Source organism: Akkermansia sp. BCRC 18949, from assembly GCF_045011645.1.
GTDB classification, from domain to species: domain Bacteria; phylum Verrucomicrobiota; class Verrucomicrobiia; order Verrucomicrobiales; family Akkermansiaceae; genus Akkermansia; species Akkermansia massiliensis.
This window is the reverse complement of the sequence record NZ_CP123619.1, coordinates 1,836,391-1,855,316: the sequence shown is the minus strand read 5'-3', so window position 1 is coordinate 1,855,316 and position 18,926 is coordinate 1,836,391. Positions and strand designations below refer to the sequence as shown.

Here is an 18,926-nt window from a genome sequence, read left to right as displayed (position 1 = left end):
CCAGACAATACGATGATCAGAATCTATCTATTCACCTATGCCGGAGACGCGGATGAGGCGCAAGCCTGCGTCCGGTGCGCCTTGGCAGCCCTCCCTGAAGCCGTCATTACCGTGGCGGACGATGAGGCCGACCCCGTACCGGAACGCACCAGAAAGGCGCTTCTGGCAGCCGGAGCGCGGTATCGTCAAACCAGCTTCCCGCGCTACGGCAACCTGCGCGGTCCGGAATGCGTCCGGGGCATTATCTCCATGCTGGCCGGCGAAGCGGCGGACGATGACATCGTCGTCAAAATCGACTCGGATACGGCGCTGCTCAACGGAGCATGGATCAGGGACATGTCTGAAACGGGGGCTCACTGGTGCGCCTCGGGAGCAGATAGCCGGCAATTCTACGGTCTGTGTTATGCCATGACCGGACTGGCCGCCAAACGAGCCGCGGAAGTGCTGATGCAAGCAGATCTGCCGGACAACGCTCCGGAGGATCTTACCATCGGGCACACGGTCATTGAACTTTTTGGGGTCGGCAAGGGGAGAATTATCCCCCCCTGGACGCCCCAAAACAGGGCTGGCCGCTGGTCGGCATGGAACTGGTTCAGCATTTCGGTCGCCCCGGAAAAATATGTTGGGTTTGACGTTGTAACCGTGGGAAGCCCCCGTCCTCCCCATATTCCAAAAGCAAACCGGGCCCGCGTCATGGATGCCTTATTCCGCTGCCGTTTTCACCAGAAAGAAAATTGATCATCTTGTTGATATCAACAACATGACCCTGAGGGTAGGAAAGGAACTGTACAAAAAGCTGAACATTATATTCATAAGTATATTTATAATCAATAAATATAATCCCTCCCGCTCCGCCAAAACCTTTCATTTTTTAAGAGTCTGCATTTCAACGATGCAGACTCTTTTTTCTTTATAAATCAGAGAATTAAATGTTGCCTAGAATTGTACATGACAGGATGGAATGTGAATAGTTTTTTTATGTCATCAGAATATAGAATTTTTACGTAAAAGAGGTCTCCTTATTGGTATGCTCGTTTCAATATGCAGAATCCTGCTGAATGGAAACAGATTTCTAAATGTACCAAGAAAGTGGACCAAAAGATGGTTAATATATGGGAGCTGTTTCAAAAAAGGGGTAATGTGCTGTTGTTACCGTCTGAAATGATTTGAAAAGTTTATAGCAGTAAGCTTTTAGTTGAATTTTGCGGGATATTGTATGATGTCGGATTGATTGCCTGTGAGCTCGTTTGACCGTAAATGGAACAAGATATGGCACCAATACCGGTGGAAGTGACGAAGAATCATTCATTAGTTTTTTATCTTGCAATAATATCCGCTATGACAATGGCGGAGTTGTCCAGCTAAGAAGCGATTTGTTGCGGGTATTGGCATAGGAAGTGAAGGAGCGGCAGTAGGTGTTACACTTCCAGTTGAAGTCTCTCTTTTCGAGGTTTCCATCTAACGGCTTAAGGCGGCGTGGTGGGTTTGTATGGGATACTTCTTCATATAGGTCCCATAATTTTCTTGTCCTACAGCTCATTCTATTTGATCCAACAGGCTATGCTTACACTTTCTCCTCATCTATACATATTTTCTATTTATTTTATGTATAATTTAGTTGATTATTAAAAAATTTCCAGATATAGTAATCTCAAGACAAAAATAATTGAAACATGAATGTGATATATTGGCCAGAAAGGAAAAATAAAATAGAAAATATTGTAAATTATTAATAAATATTTGGAATCAAATATTTTTATTTACATAAGATTATTTAATTTATTATCAATTAAATGACTACTTCAGAAATAATATTACTATTGGCGGTTTCACTTTTTATTTGTATAATTATCGGAAGAATTGTCTATTATAGAATCTATATACGTCCTGACGAGTTAAAATATGAAAATTTACTCATGTCATCCAGACCAGATTTTATTAGATGCGACAATAATCTGAAAAATGAATTTATTGTTGAAATAGAAAACTATGAATCTACAAATGATACGATAAGAAAAGTTGAAGAAAAAGCTAAAAATCTTCCCTTTCCAATTCCATTACCTCCTAACAACAACGAAACAGGAGAAGATATTATTAGCAAACTAATTTCTTTGATGGATAAAAATCCTCTTGCATTTGTGGGAACAGAACAGTTTATATTATCCATTTTTCCTTCTGAACAGATAGGAAACTTTACATTTTACGCTTTGGAATCCATAACTGACCACTCCTCTCAAGCCGTCATGGAGAACATAGCTTCTCTAAAAGCAAGCTTGGCAGAAGGAATTACTAATTTCCATGATTCGGATAAAATTATCGAATGCCTAAAAAACTTTGGAAGTTATTATTTATATGGTGACAACCATGTTTTTCACCTGCAAACATTGATGAATACAGCTCATGAAAATGGCTGGAAGGCTATAGGAGCTTTCCTGCAACATACAACCATGCATGATTTCCTGCTGCCAATGATGAATTATGATCAGCATATTTCTGAAATAACCCATTCCTGGATTCATCATACTTCGGAGACGTTTTCGGACATAGAAAACTTCGATTTCGATCTTGATATTGATCCCACTGGACATTTTCCATTTATAACTCTCTTTGTATCAGGTTCTCGTGAAATACGCTTAATCAGTAATAATAAAACTTCAATGGAAAAATTCCCTAAAAAATGTTCTATTGGATGTAGGTGGTACCGGGTTAGGGGCACTGGGTGGAGCTAAAGCTGGAGCCGTTTTTGGGGGAACTTTAGGTAGTTTTTTTCCGGGTTTTGGTAATGTAATTGGAGCTTCAATTGGAGGAATTATTGGAGGAATCGCTGGAGCCATGGGAGGACGTAAAATTACGAACAATATAAAATGTCGAGAATTGAATCTTGCTATTAGTAATTATCGTTCTGATTTCAATCAAATGTTGTTGGATGCCAAAAAATTCTCTATAAAATCTGTTGAAAAATTACGTTCTGTATCTATTGTCAAACAAAAACAATTTATAGCAGAATTACCAGATGCTCCATATTTTGATTATTCTAAGTCTGAAATTATTGTTATCGCGCAAAAATTGGTAATGTCACTAAAAGATGATTTACATAATTATAAACAGCAGCTTTTGATTCTAAAGAATTCCAGATTTTCATCAAAAATAAAATATAATAAAATTATTCAATGTATTGATTTGGAACTTGATGAAATTAACAGTCAAGTACCTTCTGATGAGGAAATCAATGAAAATCCCATACAATCGCTATACAATATTTTGGATATTCCTTTTTTGAGGAATGAAAAAATTCCACACGGAGTTACCTATGCTACTTCAGTACCTTAAGGAATTAATTAGAAAAAATCGTGCCATGATGATTCTATGGGGAATTAATGCCAATAACCTTTATAAAAGGTTAATTTACGATATTAGCATCGAATTAAATGCTCAAGCGGATAATTATAATAGAAAGTGTCTCACTTGGAAATATTCTTTAGATCAGAAAGAAAAATTGGTTCAGAAAGAAAGAGAAAAGCTAGGAATGTAATTCTTCCTCGTGTGATTTCATAAATATCGTTTCAATTTTTACAACCTAAAGCCAATTTTATAATCTGCATCTCTCAGGAACTCATTGGATAAAACAAGGGTATAAGTTAATGCACAAAATTATGATTTTTTTGATTATTAATTATTGAAATGCAATCTGCTCCGCCAGCATTTTTATCATGCTAACTGTTGGAAAGCCTGATTTAGTCAAGCTTTTTTCATTTCTTGCAATATGGGAGTGATGCGGTTTTTTGAAAAGATTACTCTACGGAGTTCTGTACTTGCCTGCGAGCATGTCCTATTCGTCAGAAGGTCAGTGCCGTTTTTTCACGGGAAGCTGGTACTACTACGTATTGGAAAAGCGACTGGAATATTTGTTCACCTGCGGGAATGGGTTCCGGGAAATTTGAGGTCGGTTGGCAGGCCTAGTTATTGTAGCCAGGAAGCTTCTTTGAGTATGAACCTTGCCGATTTCCATCTTGCTGAAACCACTTCTGCGGATATTGAACCCATCCGGCAAATTCATTGCGACGCTTTTGGCCACAATAAGGAAGCTAGGTTAACTGAATAACTTCTAGAAGGTCCAACGGCAGAACCCCATGTTTTCCTGTTTGCGCTTCATTCCGGCAAGCTTGTGGGTTGCGCCAGTTTCAGGGGCAGGGATGAACCGGGCATGATTACACATTCTGGCTCCTCTTGCCGTGGTGCGGGAATACTAGCTCCAGGGTATGGGGTGTGTTGATCCAGAGAGGGGTGAAACGGTTGAAGGCCATGGGCTCTCTGGAGGTTTTTGTTCTGGGGCATAAGGAGTATTACCCCAAATATGGCTTCCAGTCGTACACTGTGCGCCGTGAGTTTATGACTCCTTATCTGATTCCGATGAGTTAGGCGAATACTGGATGTACCAGTTTTGTCTCCCGAGGGAGAGGCATTGGAAGGAGGAGCCGTCCAATACGCTCATACGCTCGACAGGCCCGGGCATTGGAGAGACGGCGAGAGTGACCGTTGGATTTGTTGATGGCTATAGTGAGGACGGAATTCCTTACGAGGGAATCACGGTAACAAGACACTCTTTGTTTTGCCCTCTCTGGCGTATGGTTTCCACAGGTTTGTGTAGCCGGTCCGGGGAATTAGGAAAAGGCTATAGTGTCTGGATGGCCCGGTAAAGAAGTGTCCATCTCCTTGGGATTCTTCTCGTACCGGCAATGTCTGGAGGCTCGGGCGTAATTGTTTTCCTTTTCCTTGTTTCTTTCAGCACGGCAGGTTTTCGTCCATGGAAAAGAAGGGAATGGTTCTCCGGCTTTTTCCAAGTTCCCCTGGCAAATGCTGGGAGTTTCTTTATGGTGCAGGGAAATATTCCGCCACGGTTTCCTTTACTTCTTCCAGCCATTTGCGGCGCAGTTCCGGAGTGCTGTCGGCAATGATGCGGAACATTTTTCTTTCAAAGACGTGGACGCCGCAAAAACCGAAGACGCAGTCTTTCCAGATGTGCTCCAGCGGATCACCGAAGATGTCCCTCTCTCTTTCCCCCGGAGTATTGGAGGTATTGAAAACAAGTGCCGCCTTTGCTTTTAACAGGCCGATGGGAACGCCCCCTCCATTGTCGCCTTTGGGGAAGGTATAGGCCACTTCCTCCCGGAGTACGCGGTCAATCCAGCCTTTCATGATGGCCGGAGGCTGGCCCCACCAGTTGGGGTGGATGATGACGATTCCGTCCGCTTCCCTGATTTCCTGCTGGTGGAGGGCTGTCAGCGTATCTTCCGGAACGTCGCTGACCAGTTCCGTGTCTGACAGAACGGGATTGAATTGTTCGCGGTAAAGGTCGTGAAACAGGACGTGATGCCCCCGTTCGTTTAAGGCTTCTGCCGCTGCTGCGGCAATCGCCGCATTAAAACTGTGCTTGTAGGGATGTCCCACGATAACGGATATGTTCATAACGGCTGCTTGAATGACTGCTCCTTTGAATAGTATAGGCCTTGGCGGGAAGAGTAGCTCCGGACGGAGGCCAAGTCAAACCGGCGTTTCGGTATCAACGCGGAATGGTTCCATAAAAAAGCGCCTTCCGGTGGGGGAAGGCGCCTGAAAGTGAATTGATGAAGAAGGGGGCTTACATTCCCTTGTTTTTCATGGCTTCCGCCAGAGCGGCGCCCATCTGGGCGGGCGTCTTGGCGACCACGATGCCGGCTTCCTTCAGGGCTTCCTGCTTGGCGGCGGCGGTGCCTTTGCCTCCGGCCACGATGGCGCCTGCGTGGCCCATGCGGCGGCCCTTGGGAGCCGTGGCTCCTGCGATGAAGGCGGCGACGGGCTTCTTGCAGTTGTTCCTGATCCATTCAGCGGCTTCTTCCTCTTCCGAACCGCCGATTTCACCGATCATGATGAAGGCGTCCGTATTGGGGTCTTCCGTGAAGAATTGAACGGCCTGCTGCTGGGTCATGCCGTGGACGGGGTCGCCGCCGATACCGATGCACATGCTCTGGCCCAGGCCCATGTTGGTGACCTGCCAGACGGCTTCATAGGTGAGCGTGCCGGAACGGGAGACGATACCGATTCTGCCGGGCTTGAAGATGTAGGCCGGCATGATGCCGATCTTGCAGTTGGCGGCGGGGTTGACGATGCCGGGGCAGTTCGGGCCGATGAGGGTCACGTCCTTGTCCTTCAGGAAGGCTTTCACCTTCTGCATGTCCTGCACCGGGATGCCTTCCGTGATGCAGACGATGAGCTTCACGCCCGCGTCTGCGGCTTCCATGATGGCGTCCGCGGCGAAGGGCGGCGGCACAAAGATCATGGAGGCGTTGCAGTCCGTGGCTTTTTTGGCTTCCGCCACGGTGTCGAAGACGGGGACCTTGCCTTCAAAGAGCTGGCCGCCCTTGCCGGGGGTCACGCCGGCGACCACGTTGGTGCCGAAGTCCATGCAGTTTTTGGCGTGGAACGCGCCGGCGCTGCCGGTGATGCCTTGCACAACCAGACGGGTGTTTTTGTCAATGAGAGATGTCATTGTCGTAATAAATAGTGAGGGTTATTTGACTGCTGCAACCGCCTTCTGGGCGGCTTCGTCCAGGTTGTCGGCAGGGATGATGGCGATGCCGCTGTCTGCGAGGATTTTCTTGCCGATTTCCACGTTGGTGCCTTCCAGGCGGACGACGAGCGGGATTTTCATGTCAATGTTTTTCGCCGCGGCCACAATGCCCTGGGCGATGACGTCGCAGCGCATGATGCCGCCGAAGATGTTGACCAGAAGTGCCTTCACATTCTTGTCGCTGGTGAGGATGCGGAACGCGTTGGTTACCATTTCCTCTGTGGCGGAGCCGCCCACGTCCAGGAAGTTGGCGGGTTCGCCGCCGTAGTATTTGATGATGTCCATCGTGGCCATGGCCAGCCCGGCGCCGTTTACCATGCAGCCGATGTTGCCGTCCAGGCCGATGTAGTTCAGGTCATATTTGCCGGCTTCCACTTCACGGGGGTCTTCTTCCGTTTCATCCCGCATTTCCATGATTTCCGGGTGGCGGTACAGGGCGTTGTCGTCAAAGTTGAATTTGGCGTCCAGGGCGCACACGCGGTCGTCCGTGGTGACCACGAGGGGGTTGATTTCCACCAGGGAGCAGTCCAGGGCGGTGAAGAGCTTGTAAACGTTGGTGATGAGCTTGGTGGCCTGGCGGAGCAGGGGGCCGGTCAGGCCCAGGGCCACGGCGATCTTGAGGGCCTGGAAGGGCAGGATGCCCAGGGCCGGATCAATGTGTTCGCGGATGATGGCTTCCGGACGGGTGGCGGCCACTTCTTCAATGTCCATGCCGCCTTCCGTGCTGGCTACGATGACGGGGCATTCACGGGCGCGGTCCTGGAGAATGGCGAAGTAGCATTCCTTCTTCAGGTCCACGGCTTCCGCCACCATGATCTTGCTGACCAGCTTGCCGGTTTCCCCGGTTTGCTTGGTGACCAGAACCTGGTTGAGCATCTTGCCGGCTACGTCTTCCACTTCCTCCACGGAGTCAACGACGTGCACGCCGCCCTTGAAGCCGTTTTTGAAGGTGCCTTTGCCACGGCCGCCAGCGTGTACCTGTGCCTTAACTACGTATTGGGAAACGCCCATGTTCCGGGCTATTTGTGCTGCTTCCTGAGCAGTGGCGGCGGCAATGCCCCTGGGGGTAGCCACGCCAAAGCGCTCAAAGAGTTGTTTTGCTTGATATTCGTGAATGTTCATGACAGTGGGCCGTTCGGCCAAATGTTTGCGAAAGAAAGGCTATGCCTGTTTTTTGTGCCGGTCAAGGGAGAATGGTTTGGTCTTTTGATTTTTTGTCCGGGAGATTCATGGAGTGCCTTTGGAAATCAAAGAGGACAGAAGGCTTGACTGCATGCTTAAAGATTGTGAAACTTCCTTCTCATTTTTCCGTATTATATCTTTTATGAAAATTTACCGTCCTTCCGACACCTGCTTTGACGAAATGAAGAGCCGGATGAACCGCCGCGCTCTCCCGGAGGATTCCGTAAGGGATACCGTTAACGCTATTATCCAGGACGTTTCCGCGCGCGGGGACGAGGCCCTTTTTGATTATGCCGCCAGGTTTGACAGGGTGCATCTGGATCCTTCCTCCCTGTTCGTGACGGAGGCGGAGCTGGCGGGGGCGGAAGCCGCCGTGGAGGATTCCGTGAAAGAGGCCATTGCCGCCTCCCTGGCCAACATCCATTATTTTTCAGACCGCAGCCGCAGGCAGGACTGGTCCGGCGTGAACGCCCAGGGTGTGGAGGTGGCGGAACGCTTCCTTCCGTATGACCGCGTGGGCATTTATATTCCAGGCGGGAAGGCTCCCCTGGTGTCCACGTCCATCATGACGGGCGGTTTTGCCCAGGCCGCCGGCGTGCGGGAGATTGTGGCCGCTACGCCCTGCGGGCCGGACGGGCGGGTGAATCCCGCTCTTTTATATGCATTGAAGGCTTCCGGCGCTACGGAGATTGTCAAGATAGGCGGAGCGCAGGCGATTGCCGCCCTTGCGGTGGGAACGGAGAGCGTGAAGCCGGTTGAGAAGATTTTCGGCCCCGGCAACCGTTTTGTGGTGGAGGCCAAGCGCCAGCTGGTGGGAGCCGTCGCCATCGACCTGCTCCCCGGACCCAGTGAGGTGATGGTGCTGGCGGATGAGACCGCAGACGCGGAGTTCCTGGCCGCCGACCTGCTGGCGCAGGGGGAACACGGTCCGGACAGCGTGGTGGTGTTCGTTACCACGTCGGAGGCGTTATTGGAACAAGTGGAAGCGGAGGTGGAACGCCAGGCCGCCCTGCTGAGCCGCGGTTCCATCATCCGGGAGGTGCTGGACAAGCACGCTTACGGTTTTCTGGTTTCCTCCATCCAGGAGGGGGTGGACCTGGTGAACGCCTTCGCTCCGGAGCATCTGGTGCTCGTCACGCGGGATGAAGACGCCGTGCTGGACGGCATCCGGACGGCGGGCGCCATTTATGCCGGCGCTTTTTCCACGGTGGCCTGCGGGGATTTCCTGGCAGGCCCCAGCCACACCCTGCCGACCGGCGGGGCCGGCAAGTCGTTTTCCGGCCTGCGGGCGGACCAGTTCCAGCGGCGCACCAGCGTGGTGCGGATGAACCGGGAGGCCGTGCTCAAGTCCGCTCCGTACGTGGCGGAGTTCGCCAGAGTGGAGGGGCTGGACGCCCACAACCATTCCATCCAGGTCCGCGCCGCCCGCGTTGACCGATAATTCCAAACTTCCCCCACCCCCCATGAAACGACAGCAAGGAACCAAGGAACGATTGCTGGACGCGGCGGAGTGCCTGTTTGCCGAGCACGGCTATACAGGCACTTCCATGCGCATGATTTCCCAGCAGGCATCCGTCAACATCGCCTCCGCCAATTATTATTTTGGCGGCAAGGAAGGGCTTTGGAAGGCGGTCATGATGAAGTATGCGCCGCAGGCGCGGGATTTCCGGATTTCCATGATGAATGAGGCCATGGAGAAAGGCACGGTGCGGGCGCTGGCCCACGCCTATGTTTACCCTTCCTTCCACGGCCTCCTGCATGTGAAGCTGGAAGAACTGGGCAATTTCCCCCATTACCTGCGCCTGCTGGCCATTTGCCACGTGCAGACGCCGGAGATAGCGGTGGAGTATATCAAGGAGGTGTATTCCCCCATACGCCGGCGGCTGCATGACTGCATCCGCACCATGTTTCCGGGCGCTTCCACGTACCAGGTTTTCTGGACGGTGCTGGCTATTGAAAGCATCATGATCGGCCTGCTGACCCGTTTGCGGATGATTATGGAGCTGATGGAGAACAACCGGGTTCCCAAGGGCAGCGTGCAGGATTTGTTTGAGCTGATTGTCCGCCAGGTGGACGGCCTGATCCATTTGTGTGAAAAACCAGCATAACCTTTTCACTGCCGTCCGCATTCCACATGTTCAAGTCCCTCATCCGCACGTTTGCCATTGTGGCGGCCTTTATTGCGGGGTACATGATGCCCGGCCTGCATGTGTATAGCTGGACGTTCAAGTGGATGCTGATCGTGATGCTGTTTGTGACGTTCCTGGGCATCCGCTTCAAACGGATGAAGCCGGAGCGCGCGCACTGGCTCCTGGTAGGGGCCAACCTGCTGATCGCCCTGGCCGCGTGGGGCGCGTGCCGCCTCGTTTTCGGAGACGGGTACCTGGCGGAGGCCGCTTTCTTCGTGGGCATCATGCCCACGGCCACGGCGGCTCCCGTGGTGATGGGGCTGCTGGGCGGCAGCGTGGAGTTCATGCTGACGGCCCTCCTGCTGCTTAACGGCATTATTTGCGCCCTGCTGCCTTTCATTCTGCCGGCGGTCGTGGGGCAGGGCGGCTTTGAGATTTACCTGAACGTGGCCCAGAATATTTCCCTGGTGATGCTGCTGCCGCTGGTTCTGGCCCTGGCGGCGCGGCGTTTTTATCCGCGGGCCATTGCGTGGCCGCGGAAGCTGAAGGACGTCACCTTCGGCATCTGGGTGGTGATTCTGGTTTTGATCGCGGCGAACGCCTCTTATGATATTTCCTCCCGTGACGGCATTTCGGAGCGCGTGCTGGAACAGATCGGCGCAGTTTCCCTGCTGGTGTGCGGGATCAATTTTGGACTGGGGCATTTGCTGGGGGGGCGTACCCGTGCCGCGGAGTGCAGCCAGGCCCTGGGGCAGAAGAATACCACGCTGTCCATTTACCTGGCGCTGACGTATGCCAGCCCCATCGCCGCGCTGGGGCCTACGTTTTACGTGCTGTGGCATAATTTATGGAATGCCTGGCAGTTGTACCGGGCGTCCGAACGGAAGCGCAGGAACGGCTGACGTAAATTGCCGCGCATGGCCCGGAGAAAAGCGCCCGGCGGAAGGCGGAGAGAAGGGCCGGAAAGTGGGAAAAAGGCAGGAAAAAGCTTTCCCGGGCCGGTCCCGGGGACTGGCGGGGAAACGGTTGTCGTCGGCTGGTTTGTTCGCCTTCAGGTGCAGCGGAGATTTCCTCCCCATGCAAAAAGCTTGAAATTCAGGGAGCGCCGGGTAACGTTATGCACTTGTTATGCAGGCCCCTTCTCCTTTGAAACCCCTGTCTCCGCGCACCAAGTGGCTGATTGCCCTGTGCTTGTGCGCGCTCGTGATGCTGCTGGAGTTCCTGACGTACCATATGGCGTACCGCATCGGTTATGATGAAGGGATGCTGACCACACCGCCGGTGGTGGTGCAGAAGAGCGATGAAAAGGCCATGCAGAATTTATCCCGCTTCATGGCGGATGTTTTCGCTTCACGCGAGAGCTTGGCCGGCATTCTGGACAACCGGGAGGAACGCCTGGCATGGATCAGGGATCCGGAGTTGCGGACGGAGACGGCCTGGGGCCTCACCCGTGAGCTGATCAGCCGGGACGGCGTGGACCGCGCCCTTCCTGCGGCCAGGGAATTGATTGACGCCGGATATGCCTCCGGGCGCTACCGGGTGTGGGCCCCCCGCGCGGACGCCGTGGCCAAGGCCCTTCTGGCGGAGCACCAGTATTCCCCGGCCTACGGTTATTTGAAAACCGCCGTGGAGGGGTATGAGAAGGAGGGAATGGCCGAGCCGCTGGTGCGGGCCCTCCAGACCATGAGTTCCATTGACCAGATGCTGAACAGGAATGAGGAGGCGAACGTGCTGCTCCAGCGCGCGGTGGACGCCGCCGCCCATCTGGGGACGGACGCCCTCCCGGTCAGGTCCAGGCTTATGGCCGCCCAGGGCCGGCTGGCGCGCGCCACGGGGCGCATTCCGGAATCGCGCGCCTATTTCAAGAAGGCCCTGGCCCTGTGCCCCCAGCCGGACAAGACGACCGGTGACCTGGCCCTGGCGAGCATCAGCATGGGAGAAGCCATGCTGGAGGCCGGCAGGAAGGATGAGGCGCGGGAATTGTTTTTAAAGGGCCTTACCGGTTCGGAGAACGCCTCCTACTTGTTGAATGACTGCCTTAACGCCCTGCGCGGGCTGGCGCGCATTTCCACGGAGCAGGGGAATTATGAGGAAGCCCTGGCTTATCTTTACCAGGCGGAGGGCGCCGCCCGCGGCGTGCTGCCGGCGGACCATGCATTCTGGGCCGGGCTGTACGATCAGAGGGGGTGGGTGAACATCATGCGCAAGGCCGCTCCGGAAGCCCGCGCGGATTTCCTGAAGGCGATTGCCAACAGCGCGGCTTCCCCCGTCATTTCCGCCCAGTCCCTGGAAGGGCTGGGCAAAGCGTGGCTGGATGCCGGGGAGGGGGACAAGGCCAGGGAAAACCTGCAAAAAGCCCTTCAACTGCGGGAATCCCACTTTGCCTCGGACGTCCTGTCCCTGGGCCGGGTTTATTATTCCCTGGGGCTCGCCAGCGATATGGCGGGGGACCGGGAAAGCGCCCTGCACGCCTATGCCGGAGCAGTGGATTCCCTGCTGAAATGCGGGGAGGGGCCGGAGCGCAGAAGTCTGCTGGTGCAGTCCTATTTGTGCAAGGCATACGCCCTGTGCGACGGAGAGCAGTGGAAGGAGGCCGTGGAAACTTTTGAAGCGGTGCTCCCCATGCTGGAGGGGGAACAGCGGTCGGAGAATTACAAACAGCTTGGCCGCTGTTACGATGAACTGGGAATGAAGGAAAAGGCGGATGCCTGCTGGAAGGAATCCGGTTTTCCCCGCGTGCGCATGGCCTCTCCCGGGCGCAGGCCGTCCGGGAACGCCAGATCCTCCCGGCGGTAGGCTTCGGGCGGTCCTCGTAAGACGTTGCGAGGTGTTTATTTTGCTTGATTTGTGCCGCCTTTTTGGCTCAATGCCTGCATGAGTTCCGAGCGCCATTTTTCCAACAAACCCTACCGCCCCTCACGCAAGAAGAAGTCTTATTGGAAGCCGGTTCTCTTTCTGGTGCTGCTGGGGGGGCTCTGGTTCGGCTACATTCAGTACTGGCCCACGATTGAAGGGTGGTTCAAGCCGACCATTCACGAGGTGCACAGCCAGACGCAGGCCATGGGCCATTTGCAGGGCATGCTGGCCTCCTGGAACGGTTCCGACGCGGAGCTGGCGCAGATGGCTTCCTCCGTGGACAAGCAGGTGGAATGGATGAATTCCCCGGAAGCGCGGGATTCCTTTGCGTGGCTGCTGGCGGTGGAAATGGACAGGCGCGGCATGCTGAAGGAATCCGAACCGATGCTGGCGGCCCTGCTGGAAAAGAAGCTGGCCGATTCCGCCTCCATGCCGGCGGAGGACAGGAACCGCCTGCTGGGCGTCAGCCTGAACTGGGCGCGGGAGTTTGCAGGCCGCAAGCATGACGCCACGGCGGAGAAGCTTTATGAAGTGATTTTGAAAAATACGCCGGAGGAGCAGGTATCCATCCGTCTGGCATGCCTGGAACCGCTGGCCCACTATGCGTATGACCAGGCCAGGTTTGAGCGTTTTTCCGCGTTGTGCAAGCAGGCCGCCTCCCCTGTCATGAGGAGCATGCTGAAAAAGCCGGAGGACGTGAAGAGCATGGTGAAGATTCTGCTGCTTCAGGATACTCTGCCGGACAAGACTACGGGGCAGCCCGGCGGCACAGGAAGCGCCATTGCCCGGGAACTGCTCACCAAATTCCGCCTGACCGCCAGTCCGGATATGGGCCGAATCATCCTGAACGAGCTGAATATGCCGCTCAATGCGCGCCGTAAGTATTCCCAGGCGGAGCTGAAAGCCATGGCTGACCAGTTGGAAGCCGCCCTGATCTGCTTTCGCGCCGCGGAAACGGAGATGGACTGCACGCCGGAAACGATGCTTGCCCTGGCGCGGGTAAGGATGCAGATGGGGGATTTGAAGGAGGCTTCCCGCCTGCTGTCCCGTGCGGAAGGGACAGCGATGACCCTGGGCGTGGATGCCCCGCGCATTCTGAGCGGTTCCAGCCTGAGCCAGGACATTGAGGCTCTGCGTTCCCAGCTTGAGAAGTACGGCCAGGCGGAGGCTCTGGTGAAACGGGCTTATGAGGACGTGAACATCGCCGCCGCCTTCCTGAAAGCGCGGGATTATGACCAGGCGATGAAATATCTGGACCAGGCGATGAAGGTGGCCCGTGAGAACACCACGTTTGTCCAGGCCCTCCAGCCGGTCATTCTGAATCTTCAGGCTGAGATAAGCGCGGGCAGAGAACAGTGGCCCCTGTCGGAAGCCCAGTATGGAAAGCTGGTTGAAGAATGGGATGCGCTGAGTCCGGAAGACAAGGCGAAGCTCCAGAATAATCTGGCCTCCATCCAGTCCGGAGACCTTTACAACAAAATTCACCGGAGCTGGGCTGACGTGTGTCTCAAGCAGAACCGGACCACAGAGGCCCGGCGGGTGCTGGCGAAGATAGGGGAAGCCCCGGCGGAAGAACCGGAAAAGCCTGCTTCGCGCCGCCGCCGCAGATAATTGAAGCCCTTTTCAGCAGGCTGACCCGCGCGCCCCTCCGCGGGAAGCGCCGCGGGCGACAGACGGCGGAAGAATGCCTTGGCAGCGTGCCGCAGGCCTTTGATCGGCTTATCCGGCACAGCCGCATTAGTGCCGGAATTGCTTTGCCGGGCCGCTCTTGGCTTTCCCGGGCGCGGATGGCGGAAAGGGGGCGTTTTGGTACAGATTGCCGCTTTCTCCGCCGCGCATGCTGCGGTATTCCCGCTTTCCGGACGGAGAACGGCTTTTTGATGTGATAGGAGTATACGCCACCTGTACCGGATGCAACGTTTCCGGTATGATTCAAGGCTCCGGGGAAGCTGAAAAAACAGCTTCCGCAGATTCCTCAGCTGCGGACTTTGGCTTTCTGCCGCACGTGGCCGAGAGCCCTTTTTCCGTGGATCATTTTTTCACGGCGGTCAGCGGCGGACTGACGGCGGGAACGCACGGTATATTTTGCGAAAATTTGGCTAACCGTAAGGTTCCCCTGTTCAAAAAGTGTGAAAATGTTATCTCTCACTCTCATCGCTTCCTGAAGCGCCGCATCAGCGCCCCCGTATTGAGAATCGGAGAAATAACGAGTGAATAAGCGCTTGTTCTTACAGATCGCCAACCGATAGCCTTGAAAGGCTGTCGTTTCGTAAGTGTAGCGGGTGATGTTTTTACAAGGCATATGTACAGAAGTTATGGGACCGGGTAATAGGAGCAGTGACAGGCTTCTATTAGGATAGGTTCCACTTCCTGTAAAATCCAGAAAAAACACAATTTGTTAGATTGAGTGCAAAAAATGCAATGCTAGGCTCTTGTGGACAGCCTATTGCGGTGTGTCATCCCTGACATAAAAACAGCCGTCGGAGACACGGACTTTCAATTTTTCTCCTGCATGTACCTGGTTCGTTTGCCGTATGAGCTGCTTATTCTGGTTTTCCACCAGGGCGTATCCGCGGCGCAGCGTTTGCTCCGGGCTGTGAGCTTCCAGCCGGGCTTGAATAAGAGCCAGTTGTGAAGAGAAATCCGCCATGCGCACGGCGGCCGCATGGGCCAGTCCGGCCTGGAGGGAGGCCAGAAGCTGCGCGCGCTCCCTGTTGCGGTGGGTGGGATGGCGCATTTGTAACTGATGTTCCAGTTTGTTGATATGGAGCGTGTTTTGAAAAATGCGCGTGGCCGCGGCGTTCAGCAGGGTTTCTTCCATGTCGTCCAGGCGCTGGGCGTAAGGGGAGAGCAGGGAATCCGCATCCAGCAGTTTTCCCCGCAGGTAAACATCCAGTCTCAGCTTGGAACGCAACAGGGAATGCCGTGCGGAGGCGTGCAGGGCCTGTTCCATTCTAGCCAGCTTGCGGAGCCATTCCGGACCGTCCGGCGTAGCCAGCTCCGCGGCCGCGGTCGGGGTGGGGGCGCGCAGGTCCGCCACAAAGTCCGCAATGGTGAAGTCCGTATCGTGGCCTACTGCGGAAATCACGGGAACGGTGCATTCGTAAATCGCGCGCGCTACCGTTTCCTCATTGAAGTTCCACAGGTCTTCTATGGAGCCGCCCCCGCGGCCCACAATGAGCACGTCCACGGGCGGCAGGCCGTTGAGAGGGGCTGCGGACCAGGCGCGCACGGCAGCGGCTATTTCATGCTCCGCTCCCGCCCCCTGGACGCGCACGGGCAGCAGGTAGGCTTTCACCCACGGGGCGCGGCGTTCCAGCACATGGCGTATATCCTGGATGACGGCGCCGGTAGGGGAGGTGACGATGCCGATGGCGCGGGGAAAGGCGGGGATGCCCTTTTTGCGTTCAGCGTCAAACAACCCCTCCCGCTGGAGTTTTTCCTTCAGTTCCAGAAAGCGCGCCTGCAGGTCTCCCTGGCCGGCGGCTTTCACCTGCCTGATGACCAGTTGAAGCTGGCCCCGGTCCGGGTACACGGTGGCGCTGCCCAGCACATGGACCTTCATCCCTTCCTGGAGCCGTACGAGGCATTTGGAAGCCGCAGCCTTGAAAAAGGCGCAGAAGATTTCCGCGCCCTGTTCCTTCAGGGTGAAGTAAACGTGGCCGCTGGTATGGTGCTTGACGTTGCTGAGCTCTCCCACCACCCACTGGGTCCCCACGGCAATGCTGACCGTATCCCTCAGGCGGTAAACGAGCTGTTTGACCGTGATGGGCCTGGGAGCGGCAGGCGTTTCCTCCGGGAATTCCATGGGTTATGGTTCAAAGGGAATGTTCAGCGCTTCATAAGCCAGCATCCTGCATTGCTTGATGTCCAGCTTGCCGGAGGGCAGCACCGGAATGTGCTCCACGGGAATGATTTCCTTGGGGCACCACAGGGCCGGGAGCCCCTGGTCAATCAGGCCGTGCCTGATGAGGGTGCGCGCCTGGTGCACGTAGTCCGTCACCAGGGTGGTGAGCAGGGCCACGGCCTCCCCCTTCACGGGGTCCGGAATGGTGACGACGGCTATCCGCCGTTCCTCGTCCGCCGGGTCCAGGTTCCAGATGTTCATGATAGCGGCTTCCAGGGCTTCATGGGGCACCATTTCCCCGCCTATCTTGGAGAAGCGGGAGATGCGGCCTTCAATTTTCAGGAAGCCGAATTCGTCCGCAGAACCGATGTCTCCGGTTTTCAGCCAGCCGTCCACGAAAATGTCGCGGTCGGCTTCCGGACCGCCCAGGTAGCCGGGGAAGATATTCGGCCCCTTCAGCCAGATCATGCCGGAGGTCGTCACGGGTACCACGCGGCCCGTATGCGGGCTGGTGATGCGTACGGCGATGCCGGGAAGCAGAGCGCCCACGGAGCCCTTTTTCATGCCGGGAATGAAGTCTCCGGCGGCGTTGGACGGGGCCGGGTCAATGAAGTTGACGGAGCAGACCGGGGAGGCTTCCGTCAGGCCGTAGCCTTCGCACGGAACGGTGCCGAACTTTTCCCGGAAGGCGGCGGAGAGCTCGTCCGGCAATTTTTCCGCTCCTACGATCAGGTAGCGCACGGTTTTGAAGGTGTCCGGCTCGCAGCGCTTCATGAAGCCGCGCAGGAAGGTGGGGGTGGTGACCACCAGGCTGATGCCGTACTGCTTGATGAGGGCGCCCAGGCGCTTGGCCTCCAGCGGGGAGGGGTAGGTGACCATGTCGTACCCGCCGATCATCGGGTACCACAGCCCGATCGTGATGCCGAAGCAGTGGAATACGGGGAGGCTGCCCAGGAATCTGCTTTGCGGCGCCAGCGTGATGCGGGAGGAACACTGGGAGATGTTGGAAAGGATGTTGTGGTGGGTCAGCGGCACGCCTTTCGGTTCTCCGGAGGAGCCGGAGGTGAACATCAGCACGGCTTCATCCGCGCCCGTGGGCGCATCCAGCCCCAGCTTTTTAATCATGAACCCCGCTGTAAGGAATTTGATGGCCACGCCCCAGCGTTTGGCGGAGCCCTTGAGCAGCGGAATCTCCCGCTCCATGAGGATCAGGTCCCGCTGGGGGGGCCACGGGAAGTTCTGGAGCTTGCGCATGAAGGTATCCGCCGTGATGAACCAGTCCACGCCGGATTGCTTCACGGAGCTGGCAAAGGCCCCTTCCGAGGCGGAATAATTGAAATTCACCGGCGTTTTTCCGGCGAACAGGCAGCCCAGGTTGGCGATTGCCGCTCCCTTGCCGGGCGGCAGAATGATGCCTACGCGGCGGTTCGTGGTGATCTTTTTCAGCCGTTTGGCAAAGGCCACGGAGATGGCCAGAAGCTGGCCGTAGGTCAGCGTGGTATCGTCAATGCCGTCGATCACCCGGCAGTCGGAATGAAGCTTTAGGCTGCGGAACAGCAGGGCGGACAGGGAGCCGTGCAACTGCGGCAGCGTGGCATAGGCCTGGGCGGAGCATTCCAGCCACGCGGAGGTGAGGCGCGCCGCCATTTCCGCCCCGGGAGCCAGCTTGGGGAGAATGTGCACCTGGATATCCGCCTGGGCGTCCGTATCCGCCTCCGCGTCCAGCACGGAGCTGGTGTAAAAGCCCGTGCATACCGGCACGGGGGAAATATGGAGTGCTTCCAGGGCCTTGATCACCCGTGGGGGAATGTGGCTGATGGAGCCTTTCACGTGGGCTACGGGACCGGGCAGGAATACTACCCTTCTGCCCTCGTTGATGCGTTCCATGATGGCGGAACGCAGGGCAATGGGATCGCTGCCCCCGGCCTGGAACAGGATGCCGTCCGCCTTGGTGGATTCCAGATGGGCGGCGGTGGCCGCATCCGGGGGGAGGCTTTCTTCCACCAGGTACGTCATGCGGTCCCTGCCCAGTTCCTTTTCGAACATCAGCAGGGTTTTATGAGATACTTTGTTGAAAATCAGCAGGTCGCCGGAGTCGGATAGATTGGAGGAACCAAAAATGGCCATGGGAAAAGGGGAAAAACTTGCTTGACGTATTCTAGCAACTTGCCGGGCGGGGAGCAAGGAGGAAAGAATACATCCCGCGCTGCTTTTGCTCCCTCCGGACCGGTCCCGGAATTTGTCCCTGGCTCCGGCATGCCTTTTATGGGAAGGATGTTGTTTTTCATGGGACTGACTGGATTTC

Annotated in this window: 15 protein-coding genes; 10 read left to right on the top strand and 5 right to left on the bottom strand. The window is 55.2% G+C overall.

Annotated elements, in window-relative coordinates:
- Window positions 1–12 precede the first annotated feature (12 nt).
- From P8A25_RS07695 to P8A25_RS07680, 4 genes are all read left to right on the top strand, one after another.
- Window positions 13–738 carry a hypothetical protein gene (locus P8A25_RS07695; RefSeq protein WP_404838628.1) on the top strand — a complete coding sequence of 242 codons (726 nt, stop codon included), beginning with the start codon at window positions 13–15 and terminating at the stop codon, window positions 736–738.
- Between the two features lie 1,055 nt (window positions 739–1,793).
- A complete protein-coding gene (locus tag P8A25_RS07690; RefSeq protein WP_404838627.1) occupies window positions 1,794–2,729 on the top strand; it encodes a hypothetical protein in 936 nt (311 codons plus the stop codon).
- On the top strand, window positions 2,686–3,330 hold the full coding sequence (locus P8A25_RS07685) for a hypothetical protein (protein WP_404838626.1): 645 nt from the start codon (window positions 2,686–2,688) through the stop codon (window positions 3,328–3,330). Before P8A25_RS07690 ends, P8A25_RS07685 begins: the two co-directional genes overlap by 44 nt.
- A gap of 25 nt (window positions 3,331–3,355) precedes the next feature.
- Window positions 3,356–3,532: a hypothetical protein gene (locus P8A25_RS07680; RefSeq protein WP_404838625.1), complete on the top strand. Its 177-nt coding sequence runs from the start codon at window positions 3,356–3,358 to the stop codon at window positions 3,530–3,532.
- 1,337 nt (window positions 3,533–4,869) lie between these two features.
- Here P8A25_RS07680 and P8A25_RS07675 read toward each other — a convergent pair.
- From P8A25_RS07675 to sucC, 3 genes are all read right to left on the bottom strand, one after another.
- On the bottom strand, window positions 4,870–5,466 hold the full coding sequence (locus P8A25_RS07675) for an NAD(P)H-dependent oxidoreductase (protein WP_215443060.1): 597 nt from the start codon (window positions 5,464–5,466) through the stop codon (window positions 4,870–4,872).
- A gap of 172 nt (window positions 5,467–5,638) precedes the next feature.
- On the bottom strand, window positions 5,639–6,526 hold the full coding sequence (gene sucD, locus P8A25_RS07670) for a succinate--CoA ligase subunit alpha (protein ID WP_102721768.1): 888 nt from the start codon (window positions 6,524–6,526) through the stop codon (window positions 5,639–5,641).
- 21 nt (window positions 6,527–6,547) lie between these two features.
- A complete protein-coding gene (gene sucC / locus P8A25_RS07665) occupies window positions 6,548–7,729 on the bottom strand; it encodes an ADP-forming succinate--CoA ligase subunit beta (RefSeq protein WP_022397861.1) in 1,182 nt (393 codons plus the stop codon).
- A 202-nt stretch (window positions 7,730–7,931) separates the two neighbouring features.
- Between sucC and hisD the strand changes: the two genes are divergently transcribed.
- The 6 genes from hisD (at window position 7,932) to P8A25_RS07635 (ending at window position 14,992) form a co-directional block, all read left to right on the top strand.
- The gene (gene hisD, locus P8A25_RS07660) at window positions 7,932–9,230 is read left to right on the top strand and encodes a histidinol dehydrogenase (protein ID WP_102721767.1); all 1,299 of its coding nucleotides are present in this window, start codon (window positions 7,932–7,934) and stop codon (window positions 9,228–9,230) included.
- 22 nt (window positions 9,231–9,252) lie between these two features.
- Window positions 9,253–9,897, top strand: a complete 645-nt coding sequence (locus P8A25_RS07655) for a TetR/AcrR family transcriptional regulator (protein ID WP_102721766.1) — start codon at window positions 9,253–9,255, stop codon at window positions 9,895–9,897.
- Between the two features lie 26 nt (window positions 9,898–9,923).
- On the top strand, window positions 9,924–10,820 hold the full coding sequence (locus P8A25_RS07650) for a bile acid:sodium symporter family protein (protein ID WP_102727485.1): 897 nt from the start codon (window positions 9,924–9,926) through the stop codon (window positions 10,818–10,820).
- A 226-nt stretch (window positions 10,821–11,046) separates the two neighbouring features.
- On the top strand, window positions 11,047–12,714 hold the full coding sequence (locus P8A25_RS07645) for a tetratricopeptide repeat protein (protein WP_022395992.1): 1,668 nt from the start codon (window positions 11,047–11,049) through the stop codon (window positions 12,712–12,714).
- Between the two features lie 78 nt (window positions 12,715–12,792).
- Window positions 12,793–14,385, top strand: coding sequence for a hypothetical protein (locus P8A25_RS07640; RefSeq protein WP_022395993.1), 1,593 nt, complete (start codon window positions 12,793–12,795; stop codon window positions 14,383–14,385).
- Window positions 14,386–14,701: 316 nt separating this feature from the next.
- Entirely contained in the window at window positions 14,702–14,992 is a 291-nt protein-coding gene (locus P8A25_RS07635) for a hypothetical protein (RefSeq protein WP_146018110.1), read from the top strand.
- Between the two features lie 225 nt (window positions 14,993–15,217).
- On the opposite strand, the gene xseA is transcribed toward P8A25_RS07635, so the two are convergent.
- Both xseA and P8A25_RS07625 read right to left on the bottom strand, forming a co-directional pair.
- A complete protein-coding gene (gene xseA, locus P8A25_RS07630; protein WP_215443054.1) occupies window positions 15,218–16,582 on the bottom strand; it encodes an exodeoxyribonuclease VII large subunit in 1,365 nt (454 codons plus the stop codon).
- Between the two features lie 3 nt (window positions 16,583–16,585).
- On the bottom strand, window positions 16,586–18,748 hold the full coding sequence (locus P8A25_RS07625; RefSeq protein ID WP_022395996.1) for an AMP-binding protein: 2,163 nt from the start codon (window positions 18,746–18,748) through the stop codon (window positions 16,586–16,588).
- Between the last annotated feature and the right edge of the window lie 178 nt (window positions 18,749–18,926).